Source organism: Microbacterium sp. NPDC089190 (assembly GCF_040701795.1).
Classification (GTDB): domain Bacteria; phylum Actinomycetota; class Actinomycetes; order Actinomycetales; family Microbacteriaceae; genus Microbacterium; species Microbacterium galbum.
Genome location: NZ_JBFBHF010000004.1, coordinates 126173 through 144006 on the forward strand (window position 1 = coordinate 126173; position 17834 = coordinate 144006).

At 71.4% G+C, this 17834-nt stretch carries 16 protein-coding genes; 6 read left to right on the forward strand and 10 right to left on the reverse strand.

Annotated elements, in window-relative coordinates:
* The first annotated feature begins 150 nt into the window (after positions 1 to 150).
* The 3 genes from AB0230_RS14015 to AB0230_RS14025 all read left to right on the forward strand — a co-directional run bounded on the left by AB0230_RS14015 (position 151) and on the right by AB0230_RS14025 (position 3525).
* Positions 151 to 1200, forward strand: a complete 1050-nt coding sequence (locus AB0230_RS14015; protein WP_315994447.1) for a substrate-binding domain-containing protein — start codon at positions 151 to 153, stop codon at positions 1198 to 1200.
* Between the two features lie 91 nt (positions 1201 to 1291).
* Complete coding sequence (locus AB0230_RS14020; RefSeq protein WP_366376771.1) at positions 1292 to 2482, forward strand: Gfo/Idh/MocA family oxidoreductase; 1191 nt, start codon at positions 1292 to 1294, stop codon at positions 2480 to 2482.
* Between the two features lie 38 nt (positions 2483 to 2520).
* The gene (locus tag AB0230_RS14025; RefSeq protein ID WP_315994446.1) at positions 2521 to 3525 is read left to right on the forward strand and encodes a sugar phosphate isomerase/epimerase family protein; all 1005 of its coding nucleotides are present in this window, start codon (positions 2521 to 2523) and stop codon (positions 3523 to 3525) included.
* Positions 3526 to 3687: 162 nt separating this feature from the next.
* Here AB0230_RS14025 and AB0230_RS14030 read toward each other — a convergent pair whose 3' ends face one another.
* The 7 genes from AB0230_RS14030 to AB0230_RS14060 all read right to left on the reverse strand — a co-directional run bounded on the left by AB0230_RS14030 (position 3688) and on the right by AB0230_RS14060 (position 11927).
* Positions 3688 to 5070 (reverse strand): nucleotide pyrophosphatase/phosphodiesterase family protein, encoded by a 1383-nt coding sequence (locus AB0230_RS14030; RefSeq protein ID WP_366376365.1) that lies wholly within the window; start codon positions 5068 to 5070, stop codon positions 3688 to 3690.
* A complete protein-coding gene (gene eboE, locus AB0230_RS14035) occupies positions 5067 to 6230 on the reverse strand; it encodes a metabolite traffic protein EboE (RefSeq protein ID WP_366376367.1) in 1164 nt (387 codons plus the stop codon). The genes AB0230_RS14030 and eboE overlap by 4 nt, the downstream gene beginning before the upstream one ends.
* On the reverse strand, positions 6230 to 7114 hold the full coding sequence (locus tag AB0230_RS14040; RefSeq protein ID WP_315994443.1) for a TatD family hydrolase: 885 nt from the start codon (positions 7112 to 7114) through the stop codon (positions 6230 to 6232). The genes eboE and AB0230_RS14040 overlap by 1 nt, the downstream gene beginning before the upstream one ends.
* Before the next feature lies 1 nt (position 7115).
* Positions 7116 to 8627: an EboA domain-containing protein gene (locus AB0230_RS14045; RefSeq protein WP_366376369.1), complete on the reverse strand. Its 1512-nt coding sequence runs from the start codon at positions 8625 to 8627 to the stop codon at positions 7116 to 7118.
* Positions 8624 to 9490: an SCO3242 family prenyltransferase gene (locus tag AB0230_RS14050; protein ID WP_366376371.1), complete on the reverse strand. Its 867-nt coding sequence runs from the start codon at positions 9488 to 9490 to the stop codon at positions 8624 to 8626. The genes AB0230_RS14045 and AB0230_RS14050 overlap by 4 nt, the downstream gene beginning before the upstream one ends.
* A complete protein-coding gene (locus AB0230_RS14055; protein ID WP_363576937.1) occupies positions 9487 to 10686 on the reverse strand; it encodes an inositol-3-phosphate synthase in 1200 nt (399 codons plus the stop codon). Before AB0230_RS14055 ends, AB0230_RS14050 begins: the two co-directional genes overlap by 4 nt.
* Positions 10687 to 11078: 392 nt before the next feature.
* On the reverse strand, positions 11079 to 11927 hold the full coding sequence (locus AB0230_RS14060) for an alpha/beta fold hydrolase (RefSeq protein ID WP_315994439.1): 849 nt from the start codon (positions 11925 to 11927) through the stop codon (positions 11079 to 11081).
* Between the two features lie 119 nt (positions 11928 to 12046).
* On the opposite strand from AB0230_RS14060, the gene AB0230_RS14065 reads away from it, so the two are divergent.
* The 3 genes from AB0230_RS14065 (at position 12047) to AB0230_RS14075 (ending at position 15667) form a co-directional block, all read left to right on the forward strand.
* Positions 12047 to 12508, forward strand: a complete 462-nt coding sequence (locus AB0230_RS14065; RefSeq protein WP_315994438.1) for a MarR family transcriptional regulator — start codon at positions 12047 to 12049, stop codon at positions 12506 to 12508.
* Positions 12505 to 13869, forward strand: coding sequence for an MFS transporter (locus tag AB0230_RS14070; protein ID WP_315994437.1), 1365 nt, complete (start codon positions 12505 to 12507; stop codon positions 13867 to 13869). Before AB0230_RS14065 ends, AB0230_RS14070 begins: the two co-directional genes overlap by 4 nt.
* A gap of 187 nt (positions 13870 to 14056) precedes the next feature.
* Positions 14057 to 15667, forward strand: a complete 1611-nt coding sequence (locus AB0230_RS14075) for a DHA2 family efflux MFS transporter permease subunit (protein WP_363389090.1) — start codon at positions 14057 to 14059, stop codon at positions 15665 to 15667.
* A gap of 31 nt (positions 15668 to 15698) precedes the next feature.
* On the opposite strand, the gene AB0230_RS14080 is transcribed toward AB0230_RS14075, so the two are convergent.
* From AB0230_RS14080 to AB0230_RS14090, 3 genes are all read right to left on the reverse strand, one after another.
* Positions 15699 to 16010 carry a transcriptional regulator gene (locus tag AB0230_RS14080; protein WP_366376375.1) on the reverse strand — a complete coding sequence of 104 codons (312 nt, stop codon included), beginning with the start codon at positions 16008 to 16010 and terminating at the stop codon, positions 15699 to 15701.
* Entirely contained in the window at positions 16007 to 16438 is a 432-nt protein-coding gene (locus AB0230_RS14085) for a chemotaxis protein CheY (RefSeq protein ID WP_315994434.1), read from the reverse strand. Before AB0230_RS14085 ends, AB0230_RS14080 begins: the two co-directional genes overlap by 4 nt.
* 136 nt (positions 16439 to 16574) lie before the next feature.
* Positions 16575 to 17831 (reverse strand): alpha-hydroxy acid oxidase, encoded by a 1257-nt coding sequence (locus AB0230_RS14090; protein ID WP_366376377.1) that lies wholly within the window; start codon positions 17829 to 17831, stop codon positions 16575 to 16577.
* Between the last annotated feature and the right edge of the window lie 3 nt (positions 17832 to 17834).

A 17834-nucleotide genomic window follows, 5' to 3' on the forward strand; every position in this document is an offset into this window, starting at 1 on the left:
AGGCGTCGCTCACTTTTATCGGTCTGTTATCAAAAGTTGACTACCGCACTGCCACTTCTGCTAGCGTGAGCGGCGTCAGAGCGGACCCTTCCTTCGGGATGACCCGGGGCTGCCATGACCCCAGCTGCATCACATTCAAGGAGGAAGTACATGCGCTCACAGATGAAGACGCGCTCCCGTTTGGTTCTCACGGGGGTCGCCGTCCTCGCGTCGGTCGGCCTGCTCGCCGGCTGCACCGGTTCGAACGACGACGCCCAGAATGTCGTCGATCAGGGCACCAGCGCCGAAGAGAACGCCGCCACCGGCGACACCGTCACCATCGGCTTCTCCGGTCCCGCCGCCGACCACGGGTGGCTCGGCGCCATCAACTCCGGCGCCCTGGCCGCGGCCGAGAGCTTCCCCGACGTCGATCTGCAGGTCGCCGAGGGAACCAACGACGTCAGCGCGCAGATCGCCGCCGTCGAGACCTTCATCAACAACAAGGTCGACGCCATCGTGCTGCTGCCCAGCGACGGCGCGGCCCTCACAGAGGTCGCGATCAAGGCGATGAACGCCGGCATCCCGGTCATCAACGTCGACCGCGAGTTCTCCAGCCCCTTCGCCGCACGCTCGACCGTTCTCGGCGACAACTACGGGATGGGCGTCAGCGCCGGAACCTACGTCTGCGACCAGCTCGAGGGCAACAGCAGCGCTGTCGTCGCCGAGATCGCCGGCATCGACTCCCTCCCGCTCACGCAGGATCGTTCGGCGGGCTTCGCCGACGCGCTGTCGGACTGCGGCCTCGAGGTCGGTCCCCGCGTGGCCGCGGACTTCACCGTCCAGGGCGGGGAGTCGGCGACATCGCAGCTGCTCTCGGCCAACCCGAAGATCGACGCCATCTGGAACCACGACGACGACCAGGGCATCGGCGTGCTCGCCGCCATCACGGCCTCGGGCCGTGACGAGTTCTTCATGGTCGGCGGCGCCGGGAGCCGCAACGCCATGGAGGCGATCGAGGCCGGCGACACTCCCCTGCAGGCGACCGTCATCTACCCGTCGACGCAGGCGGCCGACGGCATCGCGCTCGCGCGCCTGATCGCGCAGGGCAAGACCGCGGGTGACCTCATCACCCCCAGCGTGCCCAACCGCATCGTGCTCGACGCCCCGGTCGTGACGAAGGACAACGTGGCGTCCTTCATCGATCTGTCGTTCGAGTCCTGATCGGTTCGGGGCGTCCACGGTCGCCGTGGGCGCCCCGTCCTCCATCTCCCACAGAAAGACCCTCATCGTGACCCAGCACCTCCGCATCGCCATGATCGGCGCGGGATTCATGGGCGCCGCGCACTCCCAGGGATGGCGCGTCGCACCCCGCTTCTTCGATCTCCCCCTCGCCCCCGAGATGAGCGTCCTCGTCGGACGCGACGCCGCCCGCACCCGGGCCGCGGCCGACACCTGGGGGTGGGCCGAGAGCTCGACCGACTGGCGCGAGGTGCTCGAACGCGACGACATCGACGCCGTCGACATCGTCACCCCCGGCGACTCCCACGCCGAGATCGCCATCGCCGCGCTTGCGGCGGGAAAGCACGTCCTGTGCGAGAAGCCCCTCGCCAACACCGTCGACGAAGCCCGCCGCATGGCCGAGGCCGCGGCATCCGCTCAGCGATACGGCATCCGCTCGATGGTCGGCTTCACCTACCGACGCCTGCCTGCGACCACCTTCGCCCGCGATCTCATCGCCACCGGCCGCCTCGGCGACATCCGTCAGGTGCGCGCCGAGTACCTGCAAGACTGGCTCAGCGACGCCGACGCGCCGCTGACGTGGCGCCTGCAGAAGGATCGCGCCGGCTCCGGGTCGCTCGGCGACATCGGCGCCCATGCCGTCGACATCACCGAGTTCATGACCGGCTTGCGGGTGACGCGGGTGGCGGGTCTGCTCGAGACGATCGTGTCGGAGCGCCCCGTGCTGGGCTCCGCCTCCGGCCTCTCCGGCTCGGCCGGCGCCGGGCGCGGCGCCGTCACGGTCGACGACCTCGCCCTCTTCACGGGTCGGCTGGAGAACGGCGCCCTCGCCTCGTTCGAGGCCTCGCGATTCCGTCTCGGCCGCAAGAACGCCCTGCGCGTCGAGATCTCCGGCTCCCTCGGCTCGCTGTCGTTCGACCTCGAGAGTCCCAACGAGCTGCAGTTCTACGACGCCACGCTGCCCGCGACGGAGCAGGGGTTCCGCCGCATCCTCGTCACCGAACCCGAGCACCCCTACGTCGGCGCCTGGTGGCCCACCGGTCACATGCTCGGCTACGAGCACGGCTTCTCGCACCAGGCGAAGGACTTCGTCGAGGCGGTCGCCGCCGACGAGGATCCGCGCCCGTCCTTCGCGGACGGTCTCCACGTGCAGGAGGTCCTGGATGCCGTGGCCCGCAGCTCCGACGCGGACGGGGTCTGGACGGGCGTCGAACCCTCCCTCGCACCGTCGACCCTTTCCGACCGCGCGTACGCGGCATCCTGAAACATTCCCCGTTCCCTTCCGATGAGAGGTTCCCCGCGATGACGCGACCGATCACCCTGTTCACGGGCCAATGGGCCGACCTGCCGTTCGAGGAGGTGGCCCGACTCGCCGGCGAGTGGGGCTACGACGGCCTCGAGATCGCCTGCTGGGGCGATCACCTCGACCCCTGGCGCTGGGACGACGAGCAGTACGTCCAGGGCAAGCTCGACGTGCTTCAGCGCCACGGCCTGAAGGTGTGGACGATCTCCAACCACCTCAAGGGCCAGGTCGTCTGCGACGACCCCATCGACCAGCGCCATCGCGACATCGTGTCCGACCGGGTGTGGGGCGACGGCGACCCCGAGGGCGTCCGCCGGCGCGCCGCCGAGGAGCTGAAGAACACCGCCCGCCTGGCTTCCGCGCTGGGGGTGAAGACGGTCACCGGCTTCACCGGGTCGAGCATCTGGAAGTACGTCGCGATGTTCCCGCCCGCCACCGAGGAGATGGTGGATGCCGGGTACCAGGACTTCGCGGACCGGTGGAACCCGATCCTCGACGTCTTCGACGAGGTCGGCGTGCGCTTCGCCCACGAGGTGCATCCCTCGGAGATCGCCTACGACTACTGGACGACGAAGCGGGCGCTCGAGGCCATCGGGCACCGCGAGGCGTTCGGGCTGAACTGGGACCCCTCGCACATGGTGTGGCAGGACATTGATCCGGTCGCGTTCCTGTGGGACTTCCAGGACAAGATCTTCCACGTGCACTGCAAGGACACGAAGAAGCGTCTGTCGAACGGCCGCAACGGCCGCCTGTCGTCGCACCTGCCGTGGGCGGACCCCCGTCGCGGCTGGGACTTCATCTCCACCGGCCACGGCGACGTCCCGTGGGAGGACGCCTTCCGCATGCTGAACGCGATCGGCTACGACGGTCCACTGTCGGTCGAGTGGGAGGACGCCGGCATGGACCGCCTGGTCGGAGCGCCCGAGGCGCTCGGCTTCGTGCGGAAGCTGTCGTCGTACGAACCGTCGGGGGCGGCGTTCGACGCGGCGTTCAGCCGGCGCTGATCGGGGCGAGCAGCCGGAAGCGAAGAGGAGGGCCGGGCGCGTGAGGCGTCCGGCCCTCCGTGCGTCCGCGGCCGCCGCGGAGGAGGGATGCCATCGGGTGGGGTCGTCTCCGCTGCGAACAGCCCGCCCCGCGGCATGCCTGTTCTGGACGCGTGCCCCGCGTCAGACGCGCAGGCCGCGGAGCACCAGATCACGGACACCCGCGGCGGGCAGCGACTCGACATCGGGAAGCAGCGCGGGATCGCTGCTGATGATCATCGGGGCGTCCGCGCGCGAGGAGGGCAGGCGCCCGTGGGTCCCGCGCACGCACGTGGGATCGAGTGGTACGGTGCTCATCGCATAGCGCAAGCCGAGCTTCTTCTTCACGAGGTTCGCTCCCGCCTTGGCCTTCGCGAGGCGGTCGGCGGGGTCGAAGAACAGCTCGGCGGGGTCGTAGCCGGGCTTGCGATGGATATCGACGCCCCGGGCGTACTCGGGCGCGCGAGCGTCGTCGAGCCAGAAATAGTAGGTGAACCACGCCCCCGGCTCGGCCACCACGACGAGCTCGCCGGCGCGCTCGTGATCGAGGCCGTAGCGGGCCTGCGCCTCACGGTCCAGCACGTCGTCGACCCCGTCGAGCCCCTGTAGCAGTGAGCGGACGCGCGGAAGGTCGCCGGCATCCGGAACGTAGACGTGCGCGACCTGGTGGTCGGCGACGGCGAACGCACGTGAGGTCCAGGGGTCCAGGTGCTCCCGCCCGTCCTGCACATACACCTCGAGCAAACCCTCACGGCGCAGCGCACGGTTGATGTCGACCGGTCGCGAGGCCTCCTCGATGCCGTACTCCGACACGGCCAGCACCGAGTAGCCGCGGTCGACGGCGTCGGTCAGCAGCGGCGCGATGGCGTCGTCCAGCTCCCGCGCGGCGCGGTCGGCCTCCGGCGCGTTCGGGCCGAAGCGTTGGAGGTCGTAGTCGAGGTGCGGGAGGTAGGCCATGGCGAGATCGGGGGACGGCCCCCAGCGCCCGGTGACGAGGCCGCGCGTCGCCTCGGCCAGCCACGCGCTGCTGCGGATCGTGGCGGTGGGCCCCCAGTACTGGAACAGCGGGAACTCCCCCAGCGCCCCCACGAGCTGGTCGTGCAGGACCGCGGGGCGGACGTACGCGTCGGGGCTCTTCCGCCCGTCGGCGTGGTAGATCGGCCGTGGGGTGACGGTGACGTCGGTCGTCGCCCCCATCGCGAACCACCAACCGAGGTTGGCGACGGTGAGCCCGGGTCGCGCGCGGCGCGCGGTGTCCCACACTTTCTCACCCGCGACCAGCTTGTTGTGCTGGCGCCAGAGCAGGGGGTCGCCGAGACCGCGGAAGTACCAGCCGTTGCCGACGATTCCGTGTTCGCGCGGCGCCAGCCCGGTGAGCATGGTCGACTGAACGCTGCATGTGACCGCCGGGAGGATGGTGTCGAGCCCCATCTGCCCGCCGACGCGTCCGATCGCGCTCAAGCGGGGCATCGAGGCGAGTGCGCGCGGAGTGAGGCCCACGATGTCGAGGAGGAGGACTTTGCTCATGCGCGGCTTCCATCCGCGGCGGTGGCGGCCGCGGCCCCGGCGAGTGCGCGCGGGAGGTTCTCGAGCGCCCAACGTAGTTCGGCGGCGATGCCCTCCACGAGGGTGCCGGGTCGCATCTGCTCGGGGAGCACCGACCACGTGTACGTCTCGACGTCGAGGTGCGCCCGGTCGCCGTCGGGGGTGGACAGCACCGCCTCGACGGCAGCTTCCAGGACCTCAGTGGTCGCGCGCAGGGGCGGCGCGGGACGGGCGTGCAGGGGGATGTGGACGTGCACCCGCCACGCGCGATCCCTCGGCCACGCCTCGGCGGCGTCGAGGACCTCGGGCAGGTCGTCGGCTGCGCGGGTGCCCCCGGCCTCGCGCACCTGATGCACGTAGCGTTCCTCGGCGAAGGGACGGAGAGCGGCTTCCGTGCGGGGATCCGAGGGGTCGGGCACCTCGAGGGCCACGGAGGCCTGCACCTTGACCACCCTGATGCCGGCCGCCACCGCGGCGGCGACGGCCTCGGCGGGAGGGGCGAACGAAACGGCCAGGTGGCACGTGTCGAGACACAGGCCGATCCGGCCGTCGGCGATGAGGCGCGGACGCGCGCTCAGCCAGGCGACGATGTCGGCGACGTCGTCGAGGATGCAGCCGGGCTCGGGCTCGATGGCCACGCGCACCGTGCGCCCCGTCTCGCGCTCGAGCGCGGCGAGTCCGTCGACGAGTCGGACGAGCGAGGCCTCGGCGGCGTCGTCGTCGGCGGAGCCCCACCCATCCCGCCATCCTAGCGGGAGCGTGGAGATACTGCCGTCCGCGCCGTCGGGCAGGAGCGCGGCGAGCACGTGTGCGCAGTCGAGCGTGTAGTCCAGGCGTTCTCTCGTGGTCCAGTCGGGGCGGTAGACCGCGAGCTTGACGACGTCGTCGTGGAACCCGCGGTAGGGGAAGGCGTTGATCGTGCGCAGCTCGAGGCCGTTGCGCTCGAGTGCGGCGGCGAGCGTCGCCCGGGCCTCGCCGTCGCGCGCGAGGAGCGACGCCGTGCCGACGGGTAGCCACAATCCCACGCCGAGACGGTCGAGACCCGCCTCTCGCCGCACCGGGCCGGCATTCTCGTCGAGCTGGCGGACGATGCCGGGCAGGTCTTCCGCCGGGTGGACATTGGTGCAGTACGAGAGGTGCATCACGCCCCCTGACGCGTGGCCGTGCCGCGCAGAACCGAATTGCCCTCGAACACGTCGGGGCCCTGGTTCGCCGGGGCGAACCCCTCGATCGGGTCGGTGTTCACCCGACCGCTCTGCGCGTAGAAGTCGCGCGGGTTACGCCACAGGATGCGGTCGACGTCGTCGTCGCTGAAGCCGGCGTCGAGCATCGCGAGGCCCGTCTTGGCCGTCTTGAGCGGGTCGGATCGGCCCCAGTCGGCCGCGGAGTTGACGATCACGCGGTCGAGGCCGATGCGCTGCATGATCGCGACCACACGCCGCTCGTCCATCTTCGTGTCGGGGTAGATCGAGAAGCCCATCCACGCCCCGCTGTCGGCGACGGCATCGACGCAGGTCTCGTTGAGGTGATCGACGAGGACGCGCTCGATCGGGATGCCGGACTCGGCGACGACGTCGAGGGTACGCTGCGTGCCCACCGCCTTGTCACGGTGTGGGGTGTGCACGAGGACCGGCAGGTCGAACTCCATGCCGAGGGCGAGATGTCCGCGCAGGATCTCGTCCTCCTCGGGGGTCATCGAGTCGTATCCGGTCTCGCCGACGGCGACCACGCCGTCTTTGGCGAGGTAGGTCGGCAGCTCGGCCATGACCTCGCGGCACCGTGGATCGTTCGCTTCTTTGGGGTTCAGCGCGATCGTGCAGTGGTGGCGGATACCGAACTGCGCGGCGCGGAATCTCTCCCAGCCGATCAGGGCGTCGAAGTAGTCGAGGAATGACCCCACGCTGGTTCGGGGCTGACCGAGCCAGAACGCCGGTTCGACGAGGGCGCGGACGCCCGCGTCGTACATCGCCTCGTAATCGTCGGTCGTGCGGGCGGACATGTGGATGTGGGGGTCGAAGATGCGCATGTCAGGCCCTTTCGGCGAGGAGGTGATCGGTGGAGCGTGAGAGGAGAGCGAGGTCGGCCGGCACGGAGCGGCCCGCCGCCCGGCGTTCCTCGGCGAAGCGCGCACCCATGGCGGCGAGCTCGTCGTCGGCGCGTTCGGCGAGGCCGGCGACGACGACGAGCGGGATGCCGAGGAACACGCACTTGAGCACGCCGTGGCGCCACGCGTGGTCGTCGAGGTGCGCGGCGGCGAACCGGCCCAGGGCGGCGGCGACGAGACGGGTGTCGTTGGCGCGGAGGGCGTCGACGACGAGTTCGAGGCCCGCTTCGCGCCAGCCCGGGGACGGCGCGGCGAGCGCGTCGAGACCGCGCAGCACTCCGCGGCGCTCCGCATCGTCACCCCGGCGGTACAGAGCGCGGACCACATCGGGGTCGGCTCCGGAGTCGGCGAGTGCCGCGACGATCGCGGCCCGCGACACGTCGTCGGCGGTGGGGGCGAACGGCTCCGGTGACAGCGGCTCTCGCCCCACCTCGCGTCCGGCCGAGGCGAACAGGCGTGCCGCGCGGGCGGCATCCGTCTGCACCGCCTCGACGGCGCGGGTGGTCCAGGGGTGGGGCACGGGCGTCGGAAGAGCGGAGGGTCGCCCCGGAGCGACGGCTCCTCCCTCGTTCGGACCTGCGGCGACCGTGGGACGCGGTGTCTCGGACGCCGCGAGCAGCGCCGCCATGCTCGCACGGGCGAGCTCGGGGGCCGCGTGGGCGTGACGAGGCAGTTCGACGGCCACCACACCGCGGTAACCGATCTCGCGGAGGACGGCGAGGGCCGCGGGCAGGTCGAGCTCGCCGTCGCCGAAAGGGAGGTGCTCGTGGGCACTGGGGAGCATGTCGTCGGCCTGGACGTTGCACAGCAGCGATCCTGCGGCGCGGAGGGCGCCGACGACGCCGTCGGGTTCGACGACGACGCAGTGACCGAGGTCGACGGTCACGCCGAGGGCCGTGGGATGACCGAGGCGAGCGCGCACGGCCAGGGCATCGGCGACGGTCTCGACGAGCATCCCGGGTTCGGGCTCCAGCGCGAGGGTCACCCCCGCTGCCACGGCATCCGCGGTCAAAGCGAGGAGGCGCTCGTCGAGCAGGACGCGCGCCGCCTCGGTCGAGACGTCGTCGGGCACCACGCCGCTCCACAGCGACACGCAGTCGGCGTCGAGGATCGCCGCGATCTCGATCGCCCGACGGAGGAAGTCCATGCGCGGCCCCGCCTCGCGGTCGACGAGGGTCGGACGGTGCTTGCGGAACGCGTCGAGCAGATAGCGCGTCCCGGTCTCGACGACGACGCGCAGCCCCCGGCGGCGCAGATCGACCGCGAGGGCCTCGGTCTGCTCACGCCAGTCGGCGGCGAAGGGGTCGAGATGGGGATGCCCGAGCGTGAGGGCGACGGCACGATAGCCGTGGTGCTGGAGCACATCGAGCGCCGAGGGAAGCGGGTGGTCGGTGAAACCGTTCGTGCCGTAGCCCCAGGTCCAGTCCACGCTCATGTGATGTCTCCTCCGGATCGGCGGCGTCCGAGGAGGCGGCCCGCCCCCTCGACGCCGAGAAGCGCTGCCGTGGCGAGGGGCGCACTCGCGCGAGCCGCGAGGGCCGACTGCAGGGGCACGACGGAACGGATGCCGGCCCTGGTCGCATCACGGGCCTCGGCCGCGCCGGGTCGGCGGGCGACGGCGATCTGCCCGGGGAGCACCGCGGCGAGGTAGCGGGTCGCCCCCAGCAGCGCGGCGGGGCGATTCGAGCGCCCGACGAGAGTGGACACCGCGACGGCGACGCTGGCCCCGACCGCGGCGACGCCGGTGCCACGCGTGGAACCCGAGACCTCGCCCCGCGAGACGGCGGTGACGGCCACCGTGTGCACGGCCACCGCTCCCGCGGGAAGCAGCGCCGCACGCCAGCCGGGCCCCGCGGCGCCCAGGACCACGTCGAGTCCGCGGCACACGGCCATGGCCACCGGCCCCGCGGCCGTGGGCTTGAGCACCACGTCGTAGGCCCAGAGCGTGGCCGCGAGGGCGAGCGACACCATGCCCGACGCGCGGCCCGCCGCGAACGCTGCCCCCACCCCGGTCACCGTCAGCCCCGCCCCGACGGCGAGCGCGCGCCGACGACTGAGACGCCCCGAGGGGATGGGGCGCTCCGGCCGCTCGAGCGCATCGAGGTCGGCATCCGCCCAGTCGTTCACGGCCATGCCCGCGCTGTACAGGCAGACCGACGAGGCCGCGAGCGCCGCCCCGCGCGCCGCTCCGCCGGCGCCCGGACCGCGCGCGGCGAGCGCCCCGATGAGCGCGTCGCCCAGCACGGTGAGCGACGCGGGGGCGCGGACCAGGTCGAGGTAGTCCGCGACGCGCGTCACGGCGCGGCGACCCGGGCCGCCGCGACGGCGGCGGCGGTCTCGTGCACCCAGGCGACGAACTGCGCGGTCTGGTCACCGAAACCATGCACGTCGCTGCCCCACGGGTCTTTGAAGAAGCAGCCCAGGGCGGGCACGACCCCCGCGTGGCCGGCGCGGGTGGCGAGCGAGAGCGAACGGACCAGGTCGATCACGAGCGGGGCGGCGAGGGCGGAGTCGTATGCGCTCCAGGTCGTCTGCAAGGTCACGCGACTGCCGAGGAAGCCGGTGGCGTTGACGTGGTCCCACGCGGTCTTGACGTCGCCGAGGTCGGGGACATTGTCGATGTGCAGAGGGGCCACGACGTCGTCGCCGACGAGGGCGTGCAGTCCGCGGTTCTTCGACACGAGCTTGGAACGCACCGCCTCGGGGTCGGCCAGGGTGGCCCCGTCACCTCCGCCGAGGAGGTTGGTACCGGCCCAGGACTGCACACGGAACCCGCGCGCCGCGAACATCGGAGCGAGCACCGTGCGCAGCAGCGTCTCGCCGGTCTTCCCGTCCTGACCGGCGTAGGCGATGCCGGCGCGGTCGGCGCGCTCGCGCAGCACGGGGAGCGTGAGCGACGCGGAGGGGGTGAAGGCGGCATAGGCGGCGCCGGCCGCGATCGCGGCCAGGGCCGCGCGCGAGCTCGGCGGCAGAACCCGCACGCCGGGCGTGGTGAGGGCGGTCTGCAGCAGATCGTCGTCGTCGAAGCAGGGGTGGTAGGGCGGCAGCGGCTCGGTCGACGAGACGTCGATGACGACGACTTCGCGCAGGTCGTGCCGGTCGCGGAAGTCGATGATGTCGGCCGCGAGCAGATCGATCTCCTCCTGCTGCGTGGTGGTGAGGGTCGGCACGGGGCGCAGGTTCTCCTCCGTCTCGCGCAGGCGGCCACGCGTCGCTTCGACGAGGGCGGCGGGGAACATTCCGCCCGCGGCGAGTTGGGCCGCCCGCTCCTCGAGCGGGGTCGTCGAGATGTCGTGGCCGCCGACGACGATCCCGCCGATCGCGGGGAACTCCTCGACCCGCACGGCGTCGGTCTCGGTGGTGAGCCCCACCGGCGCCGCCGCACCGAGGGCGAGAGCGTGGATGCCGAGGGTCGCGGTGGTGGCGAGGGAGCCGCGCGCGCCGATGAACCAGGCGCCGACCTCCGGGGCGTGGGGGGTATCCGAAGTGTTCACTCGTGTGGTCCGTTCTTCGTTGAGGGACGTGATGGCCGGGCGCACACGACGGCACGGCCCCGGGGTGAGGGGCCGTTCGAGCGGGGCGCTCCGAGGGGGATGGAGGGCGACCCGGGGTGGTGAGGGGGTACTCGTCGTCGAGGTGTCCTGGCTCTTCCGACAGTATCCGGGCTTTTGCGGAATGGCAACCAAAAGATGCTTCGTGCGTATGCAGAAATCGCTCAGCGAACAGCAGGTGCGCCGCGTCGCCCGGAACGCCCGTCGTCCGAGCCGGTGAGCGCTCAGCCGCGGCGGGCGAGCTCCCTCAGCACTGCCGCCTCGACGGCACGCGACGACTCGACCCCCGCCGAACGGCCCTCGCCGTTCATCCGTCGTCCGTGAGGGGGCGCGGTTCAGCCCCGCGCCGGCAGCCGCCGGTCGAGCCACGCGAGGAGGTCGGCGCGGACGGCATCCTGCTCCCGTTCCGCGAAGATCTCGTGCCGCGCGCCCGGATAGACCAGCGTCGTGACGTCGGTGAGACCCGACCGGTCGCGGTAGGCGTCCGCCAGCCGGTGGACGCTGCGCGGACCGCCCACGGTGTCGTCGCGACCGACCATGAGCAGTATCGGCACGTCGTGGCCGAGATCGCGCCGCGGCCGACCGAAGAGCTTGGCCGCCTCGAGGGGTCCGAAGAGCTTCATCAGCGGCTCCGAGGTCGTCAGGGGGTCGGCGACGAAGTCGCGGCCCACCTGCTCGTCGCTCGAGAGCCACTCCATCCCCGACCCGCGCACGTGCTTCCACGGGGCGTTGAGGTCGCCGGCGTTCAGCGCCCCCGGCCAGCGGAGGGCGGACCCGCTCAGCACGACGGCGTCGTAGGCGTCCGGATGCCGGTCCAGCAGCATCTGCGCGAGGAACGACCCCCACGAGTGGCCGAGGAGGACCAGCGGCAGGTCGGGATGCGCCTCGCGGATGAGCTGCGTGAGGGTCCACACCGCGTCGCGCGCGGCACCGAGACCGCCGGGGCCGAGCCGTCCGAGCCGCCGGTGGTCGCCGCCCCACTGGCGGAGCCCGGTGCGCCCGTGTCCTCGATGGTCGTCGGCGTAGACCGTGTAGCCGTCGGCGACGAGGGCGTCGATGAGAGCGCCGTAGCGACCCGCGTGTTCACCGACGCCGTGCAGCAGCTGCACCACGGCCCGCGGCTCGGCGGCCTCGTGGACGTCATAGACGATCGGGATGCCGTAGGCGTCGACGAACTCGGGCATGCGCCGAGTTTAGGGGCGACGCGTGCTCGAGGTGCGGCCGGAACGCGCGGCCGCGCGGCCGCGAAGCGCGGCATCCATTCCGTTAGCAAGACTAATGAGCTACCCTCGAAGGCAGGAACATGAATGATCGCGTCGACGAATCCCCCCTTCCCGACCTGAGTCATGACTTCAGCGCCGCGGCCTCCGAGCTGCGCATGGCCACGTTCCGTCTGGCCCGCCGCCTCCGGGCGCAGCGGGCCGTCGACACCATGAGCGACGGGCAGTTCGCCGTCCTCGCCGCCCTCACGGTGCACGGTGCGCACACGCTCGGCCAGCTGGCCGATCGTGAGCGCGTCACCGCCCCGTCGATGAACCGGACGGTGTCGTTGCTCGAGGAGGCGGGCTACATCAGCCGCATCCCCGACGAGGTCGATCGTCGCCGCGTGACGATCGACCTCACCGACTTCGGGCGCACGATCGTCGACGAGACCGTCCGACGCCGTGACGCCTTCGTGGAGGAGGCCCTCGCCGAGCTCTCCCCCGAGGAACGCGACACGTTGGCCCGCGCCGCGGTGATCATGAGGAAGGTGGCCGACAGATGAGCTCGTCGATGTTCCGGTCGCTGTCGATCTTCAACTACCGCGTCTGGTTCATCGGCGCCCTCGTCTCCAACGTCGGGGCCTGGATGCAGGCGACGGCCCAGAACTGGGTCGTGCTCACCCAGCTGACCGACAACGACGCGGCCGCCATGGGCGTGACCATGGCGCTGCAGTTCGCGCCACCGCTCCTGCTCGTGAGCGTGACGGGGTGGGTGGCCGACCGCTTCGACCGCCGCAAGCTCATCATGTGCACGCAGTCGGCGCTGCTGCTGCTGGCCGTGACCCTCGGCATCCTGTTGCTGACCGGGGTGATGACCCTGCCCATGATGTTCGGCTTCGCCCTCGCGCTCGGCGTCGTGACCGCGTTCGACAACCCCGCCCGGCAGGCGTTCGTGTCCGACGTCGTCGCCCAGGAGAACGCCTCGAACGCCGTCGCCCTGAACGCGGCGTCGTTCAACACCGCACGCCTGATCGGTCCGGCGGTCGCGGGCGTCATGATCGTCGCGATCGGCACCGGGTGGGTGTTCCTCGTCAACGCGTTCACGTTCCTGGCCATGATCACCGCACTGCTGATCATGCGACCCCACGAGCTCGTGGTGCACCACCGCCGGGGCGGGCCCGCGCGGCTCGCCGACGGCTTCCGCTACGTCGCCCACCGGGCCGACCTCGTCGTGATCTTCATCATGGTGTTCCTGCTCGGCGCGTTCGGCATGAACTTCCCGATCTTCGCCTCCACGATGGCCCTCGCCTTCGGGCGCGGCGCCGACGGCTTCGGCCTGCTGAGCTCGTTCGTCGCGATCGGCTCCCTGACCGGCGCCCTCCTGGCAGCGCGCCGTGAACGCGCCCGTATGCGCGTGGTGATCCTGGGCGCGGGCGGGTTCGCCGTGGCATCCGCCCTCTCGGTCTTCGCCCCCTCGTACGAGACGTACGCGGCGACCCTCGTGCTGACCGGCTTCTGCGTGGTGACCACCCTGACGACGGCCAACGGCTACGTGCAGACGACGACCGACCCCGCCCTGCGCGGGCGGGTGCTCGCGCTGTACATGGCGATCCTCCTCGGCGGCACCCCCGTCGGCGCGCCCATCGTCGGCGCCGTCGCCGCCGAGTTCGGCCCGCGTGCCGCCATCGCGCTCGCGGCCGGCGTCGCCCTCGTCGCGTGCGGCATCGGTGTCACGTGGACCCTCGCCTCGGGGCGCGTGCACCGGCACGACACGAAGCGCTTCCGCCTCACCGTCGACGAGACACGGCCCATCGCCGTCGTGAACCCCGAGCCCGAGGACTTCAGCGACGAGATCGCCGGGACCACGCCCATCCCGCTCCCGCCGGGCGAACGATCGGCCCTCCGCCCGCGCCACGGCGCCTGATCCGCTGAGCCGCGCGCTCCCCTGCCCCCGCTCGCCGAAGGCGATCCTGTCCGCCCCGGTCGGCTGCACCCGACGGCGCGGACAGGGACAGGGGATCCACCGACCCGCGAGGGACACCCGCCGGCGAGGCTCGAACGGATCGGAGCAAGCCCTTTCCCTCGATAATCTAGCTAGATAATCTAGCTACATGAACGGAAACCCGGACGGGCGCCGCTGGGCGGGCCTCGTCTTCATCAGCATCGCCGTCTCGCTGATCATCGTCGACTCGACGATCGTCAACGTCGCCGTGCCCTCGATCGTGGAGGAACTGAAGATCTCCTCGACCGAGGTGCAGTGGGTCCAAGAGGCCTACACCCTCGTCTTCGCCTCGCTGCTGCTGGTCTTCGGCAGCCTCGCCGACCGGTTCGGTCGACGACGGCTCATGCTCCTGGGCGTCGTCGTCTTCGCCGTCGCGTCGATCGCCGCCGCCCTCGCGCCGACCGGCGGTCTGCTCATCCTCGCCCGCCTCATCCAGGGCGTGGGCGGGTCGATGATCCTCCCGACGACGCTGTCGATCATCAACGCCACCTTCCGCGGGCGCGAGCGCGGCATCGCCTTCGCCGTGTGGGGTTCCACGATCGGCGGCATGGCGGCCGTCGGCCCGCTGCTGGGCGGCTGGCTCACCACCGCGTTCTCGTGGCGGTGGGCGTTCGGCATCAACATCCCGCTCGGACTGCTCATCGTCATCGGCGTGCTGTTCACCGTCGCCGAGTCGCGCAGCGATCGCGTCGAGCGCATCGACGGTGTGGGTGCGCTGCTGTCGGTGCTGACGATGGCCCCGCTCGTCTTCGGGCTCATCGAGGGGCGCACCTACGGATGGTGGACGCTCGATTCCGCACCGACGATCGGCGACTGGACCTGGCCGCTCGCCCTGTCACCGGTTCCTCTGGCCTTCGGACTGGCCCTCGTCGCCCTCGTGGCGTTCATCGCGTGGGGCCTGCGGCGACAGCGCCGCGGAGAGCCGACCCTGCTGGCCTTCGGGCTGTTCCGCATCGCCTCGTTCCGCAACGGCAACATCGCCGCAGCCGTCGTCTCGCTCGGCGAGTTCGGCATCATCCTCGCCCTCCCGCTCTGGCTGCAGTTCGTCGTGGGCTTCGACGCGCTGCAGACGGGCCTGCTGCTGCTCTCCCTCGCGATCGGCTCGTTCGTCGCGAGCGGCATAGCCGGGGCGTTGAGCGGGCGCGTCGCCCCGGTCTGGATCGTGCGCGGAGGCCTGCTGGCGGAGATCATCGGCGTCGCCGGGGTGGCGTTCACGATCGGCCCGGATGCCACCTGGGGCCCGCTCATCCCCTTCCTCTTCGTGTACGGGGTCGGTGTCGGCCTCGCCACCGCGCAGTTGACCGGTGTCGTGCTCGCGGAGGTGCCCCCGTCGGCCAGCGGGCAGGCGTCGGGCACCCAATCGACCTCGAGGCAGCTCGGGGCGGCCCTGGGCGTCGCCGTGCTCGGGACCGTGCTCTTCTCGACCACGGCGGGGGTGCTGGCATCCACCCTCGACGATCGCGGCATCCCCGCCGCCCAACGCGACCAGGTCGTGTCGCAGGTGGTCGACAGCGCCGGCGCGGCGATCGCGGGCCTGGCCGCGTCGCCCGAGACGCAGGACCTCGCGATCAATGCCCGCGCCGCGTTCAGCGACGGCACCCGCGCGGCCGCCTTCACGGCGGCGGGCTTCCTCGTGCTCGGGCTCGCCTCGACGGCGACGCTCGGGGCGGGCGCGCGGCGTCGCGAGGGCGCGGAGGAGAGGATCGACGAGAGGGCGTGAGCGCGTGGCGAGCTCGCCCGGCGCTCGCGGATCAGGCGTCGACGCCGGCGATCTCACGGAGGACGGCGAGGTGACTCCGCCACGCCGTGCGACCCTCCGCGGTCATGGTCAGGGAGGTGCGCGGCATCTTGCCCGCGAACGACTTCCCGACCGAGAGGTATCCCCCCGCCTCGAGCGCCGACACCTGCTTGCTCAGCGCGGAATCGGTGATCTCCACGGCATCGCGCACTTCCTTGAAGCTCAGGGTCGTCGCGCGGTCCAGGGCGGCCATGATCGAGAGGCGCACGGAGTTCTGGAGCAGGTCGTCGAGACGGTGCCGTGGATGCCGGGCAGCCGTGGTCATGAGCGAGCCTCGCGCGCCGCGCAGACGAGGGAGACGAGCAGGACGACTCCGGATGCCACGCCCGCGAGCAGCACGGACCCGTGCGCCCAGATGACGACGGCCAGGGCGATCGCGTAGGAGGCGAACCACGCGGCGATGTACGCGGTCCACCGACGACTGCGGGCGAACGCGGCACGCCCCTGGATGCTGATGACGAAGAAGAGCAGCAGTGCGAACGTCACGGCCAGGGTGCCGACGTAGGCGAGACCGAACGCATCGCCCGTCGCGAGGGCCATGGCGAAGGTCCCCATGGACGTCGCCACGCCCAGCGCCACGATGAAGGTGATGTAGGGCCAGCGGGTCGCGTCGTGAGCGGACCTGCTGAGGCGCTCCGCGCGGGCGAGGAGGGTTCGGGCTTCGGAAGCGGTGACCGCGGGGTGGGCGTCCATGGGAGTCCTTTCGACTCCTTCAGTCTTGCAAGTACTTTCCTTTATGGCAAGTACTTTCTCCCGATTCGTCGGCGATGCGGGGGAGGAGGCGAACTCCGCCCCCGCATCGCTCTCGGCTCGGACGTCGCGCGGTCGGTCAGACGCGCGCGTCGACCGCCTGGTCGCCGACCGGGACCAGGCGCGTGAGCTGCGTCACGTGGCGCGGCTCGAGCTCCTCGAGCGACGAGACGCCGAGCAACGTCATGGTGCGCTCGATCTCGCTCCGCAGGATCGCGATGGTGCGGTCGACGCCCTGACGTCCACCGGCCATCAGGCCGTAAAGGTACGCGCGCCCGATGAGGGTGAACTTGGCCCCCAGGGCGATGGATGCCACGATGTCGGCGCCGTTCATGATGCCGGTGTCGACCATGACCGTGGCATCCTTCCCGACCTCGCGCACGACCTTCGGCAGCAGGTGGAACGGGATCGGCGCGCGGTCGAGCTGGCGACCGCCGTGGTTGGAGAGCACGATGCCGTCGACACCGAGGTCGACCAGGCGCGCGGCGTCCTGGACGTTCTGCACGCCCTTGACGACGATCTTGCCCGGCCACATGCCACGGATGACGTCGAGGTCGTCGTAGCTGATCGTCGGGTCCATGGCGGCGTTCAGCAACTCGCCGACGGTGCCACCGGTGGTGCTGAGCGAGGCGAATTCGAGCTTGGGCGTCGTGAGGAAGTCGATCCACCACCACGGGCGCGGGATGGCGTTGACGATCGTGCCGACGGTGAGCTGCGGCGGGATCGAGAAGCCGTTGCGCTTGTCACGCAGGCGGGCGCCGGCGATGGGGGTGTCGACGGTGAACTGCAGGGTGTCGAAGCCGGCCTTGGCGGCGCGCTCGACGAGGCCGTACGAGATGTCGCGCTGCTTCATGACGTAGAGCTGGAACCAGTTGCGCCCGACGGGGTTGGCCGCCTTGACGCCCTCGATCGAGGTGGTGCCGAGCGTCGACAGGGTGAACGGGATGCCGGCGGCCGCCGCAGCCGACGCCCCCGCCGTCTCGCCCTCGGTCTGCATCAGGCGCGTGAAGCCGGTGGGCGCGATGCCGAAGGGCAGCGCCGAGGGGCCGCCGAGGATTTTGCACGAGGTGTCGACGTCCGCCGCGGGACGCAGGATGTCGGGGTGGAACTCGACGTCCTCGAACGCGCGGCGCGCCCGGTCGAGCGAGAGCTCGCCTTCGGCGGCGCCGTCGGTGTAATCGAAGGCCGCCTTCGGGGTGCGACGCTTCGCGATCGTGCGGAGGTCGGCGATCGTCAGCGCCGCGTCGAGGCGGCGCTTGCGCGCGTCGAGCTCGGGCTTCTTGAACTGCATGAGCTCGAGGAGCTCGCCGACTTTGGGGAGCTGTCGCTGCACCATGGA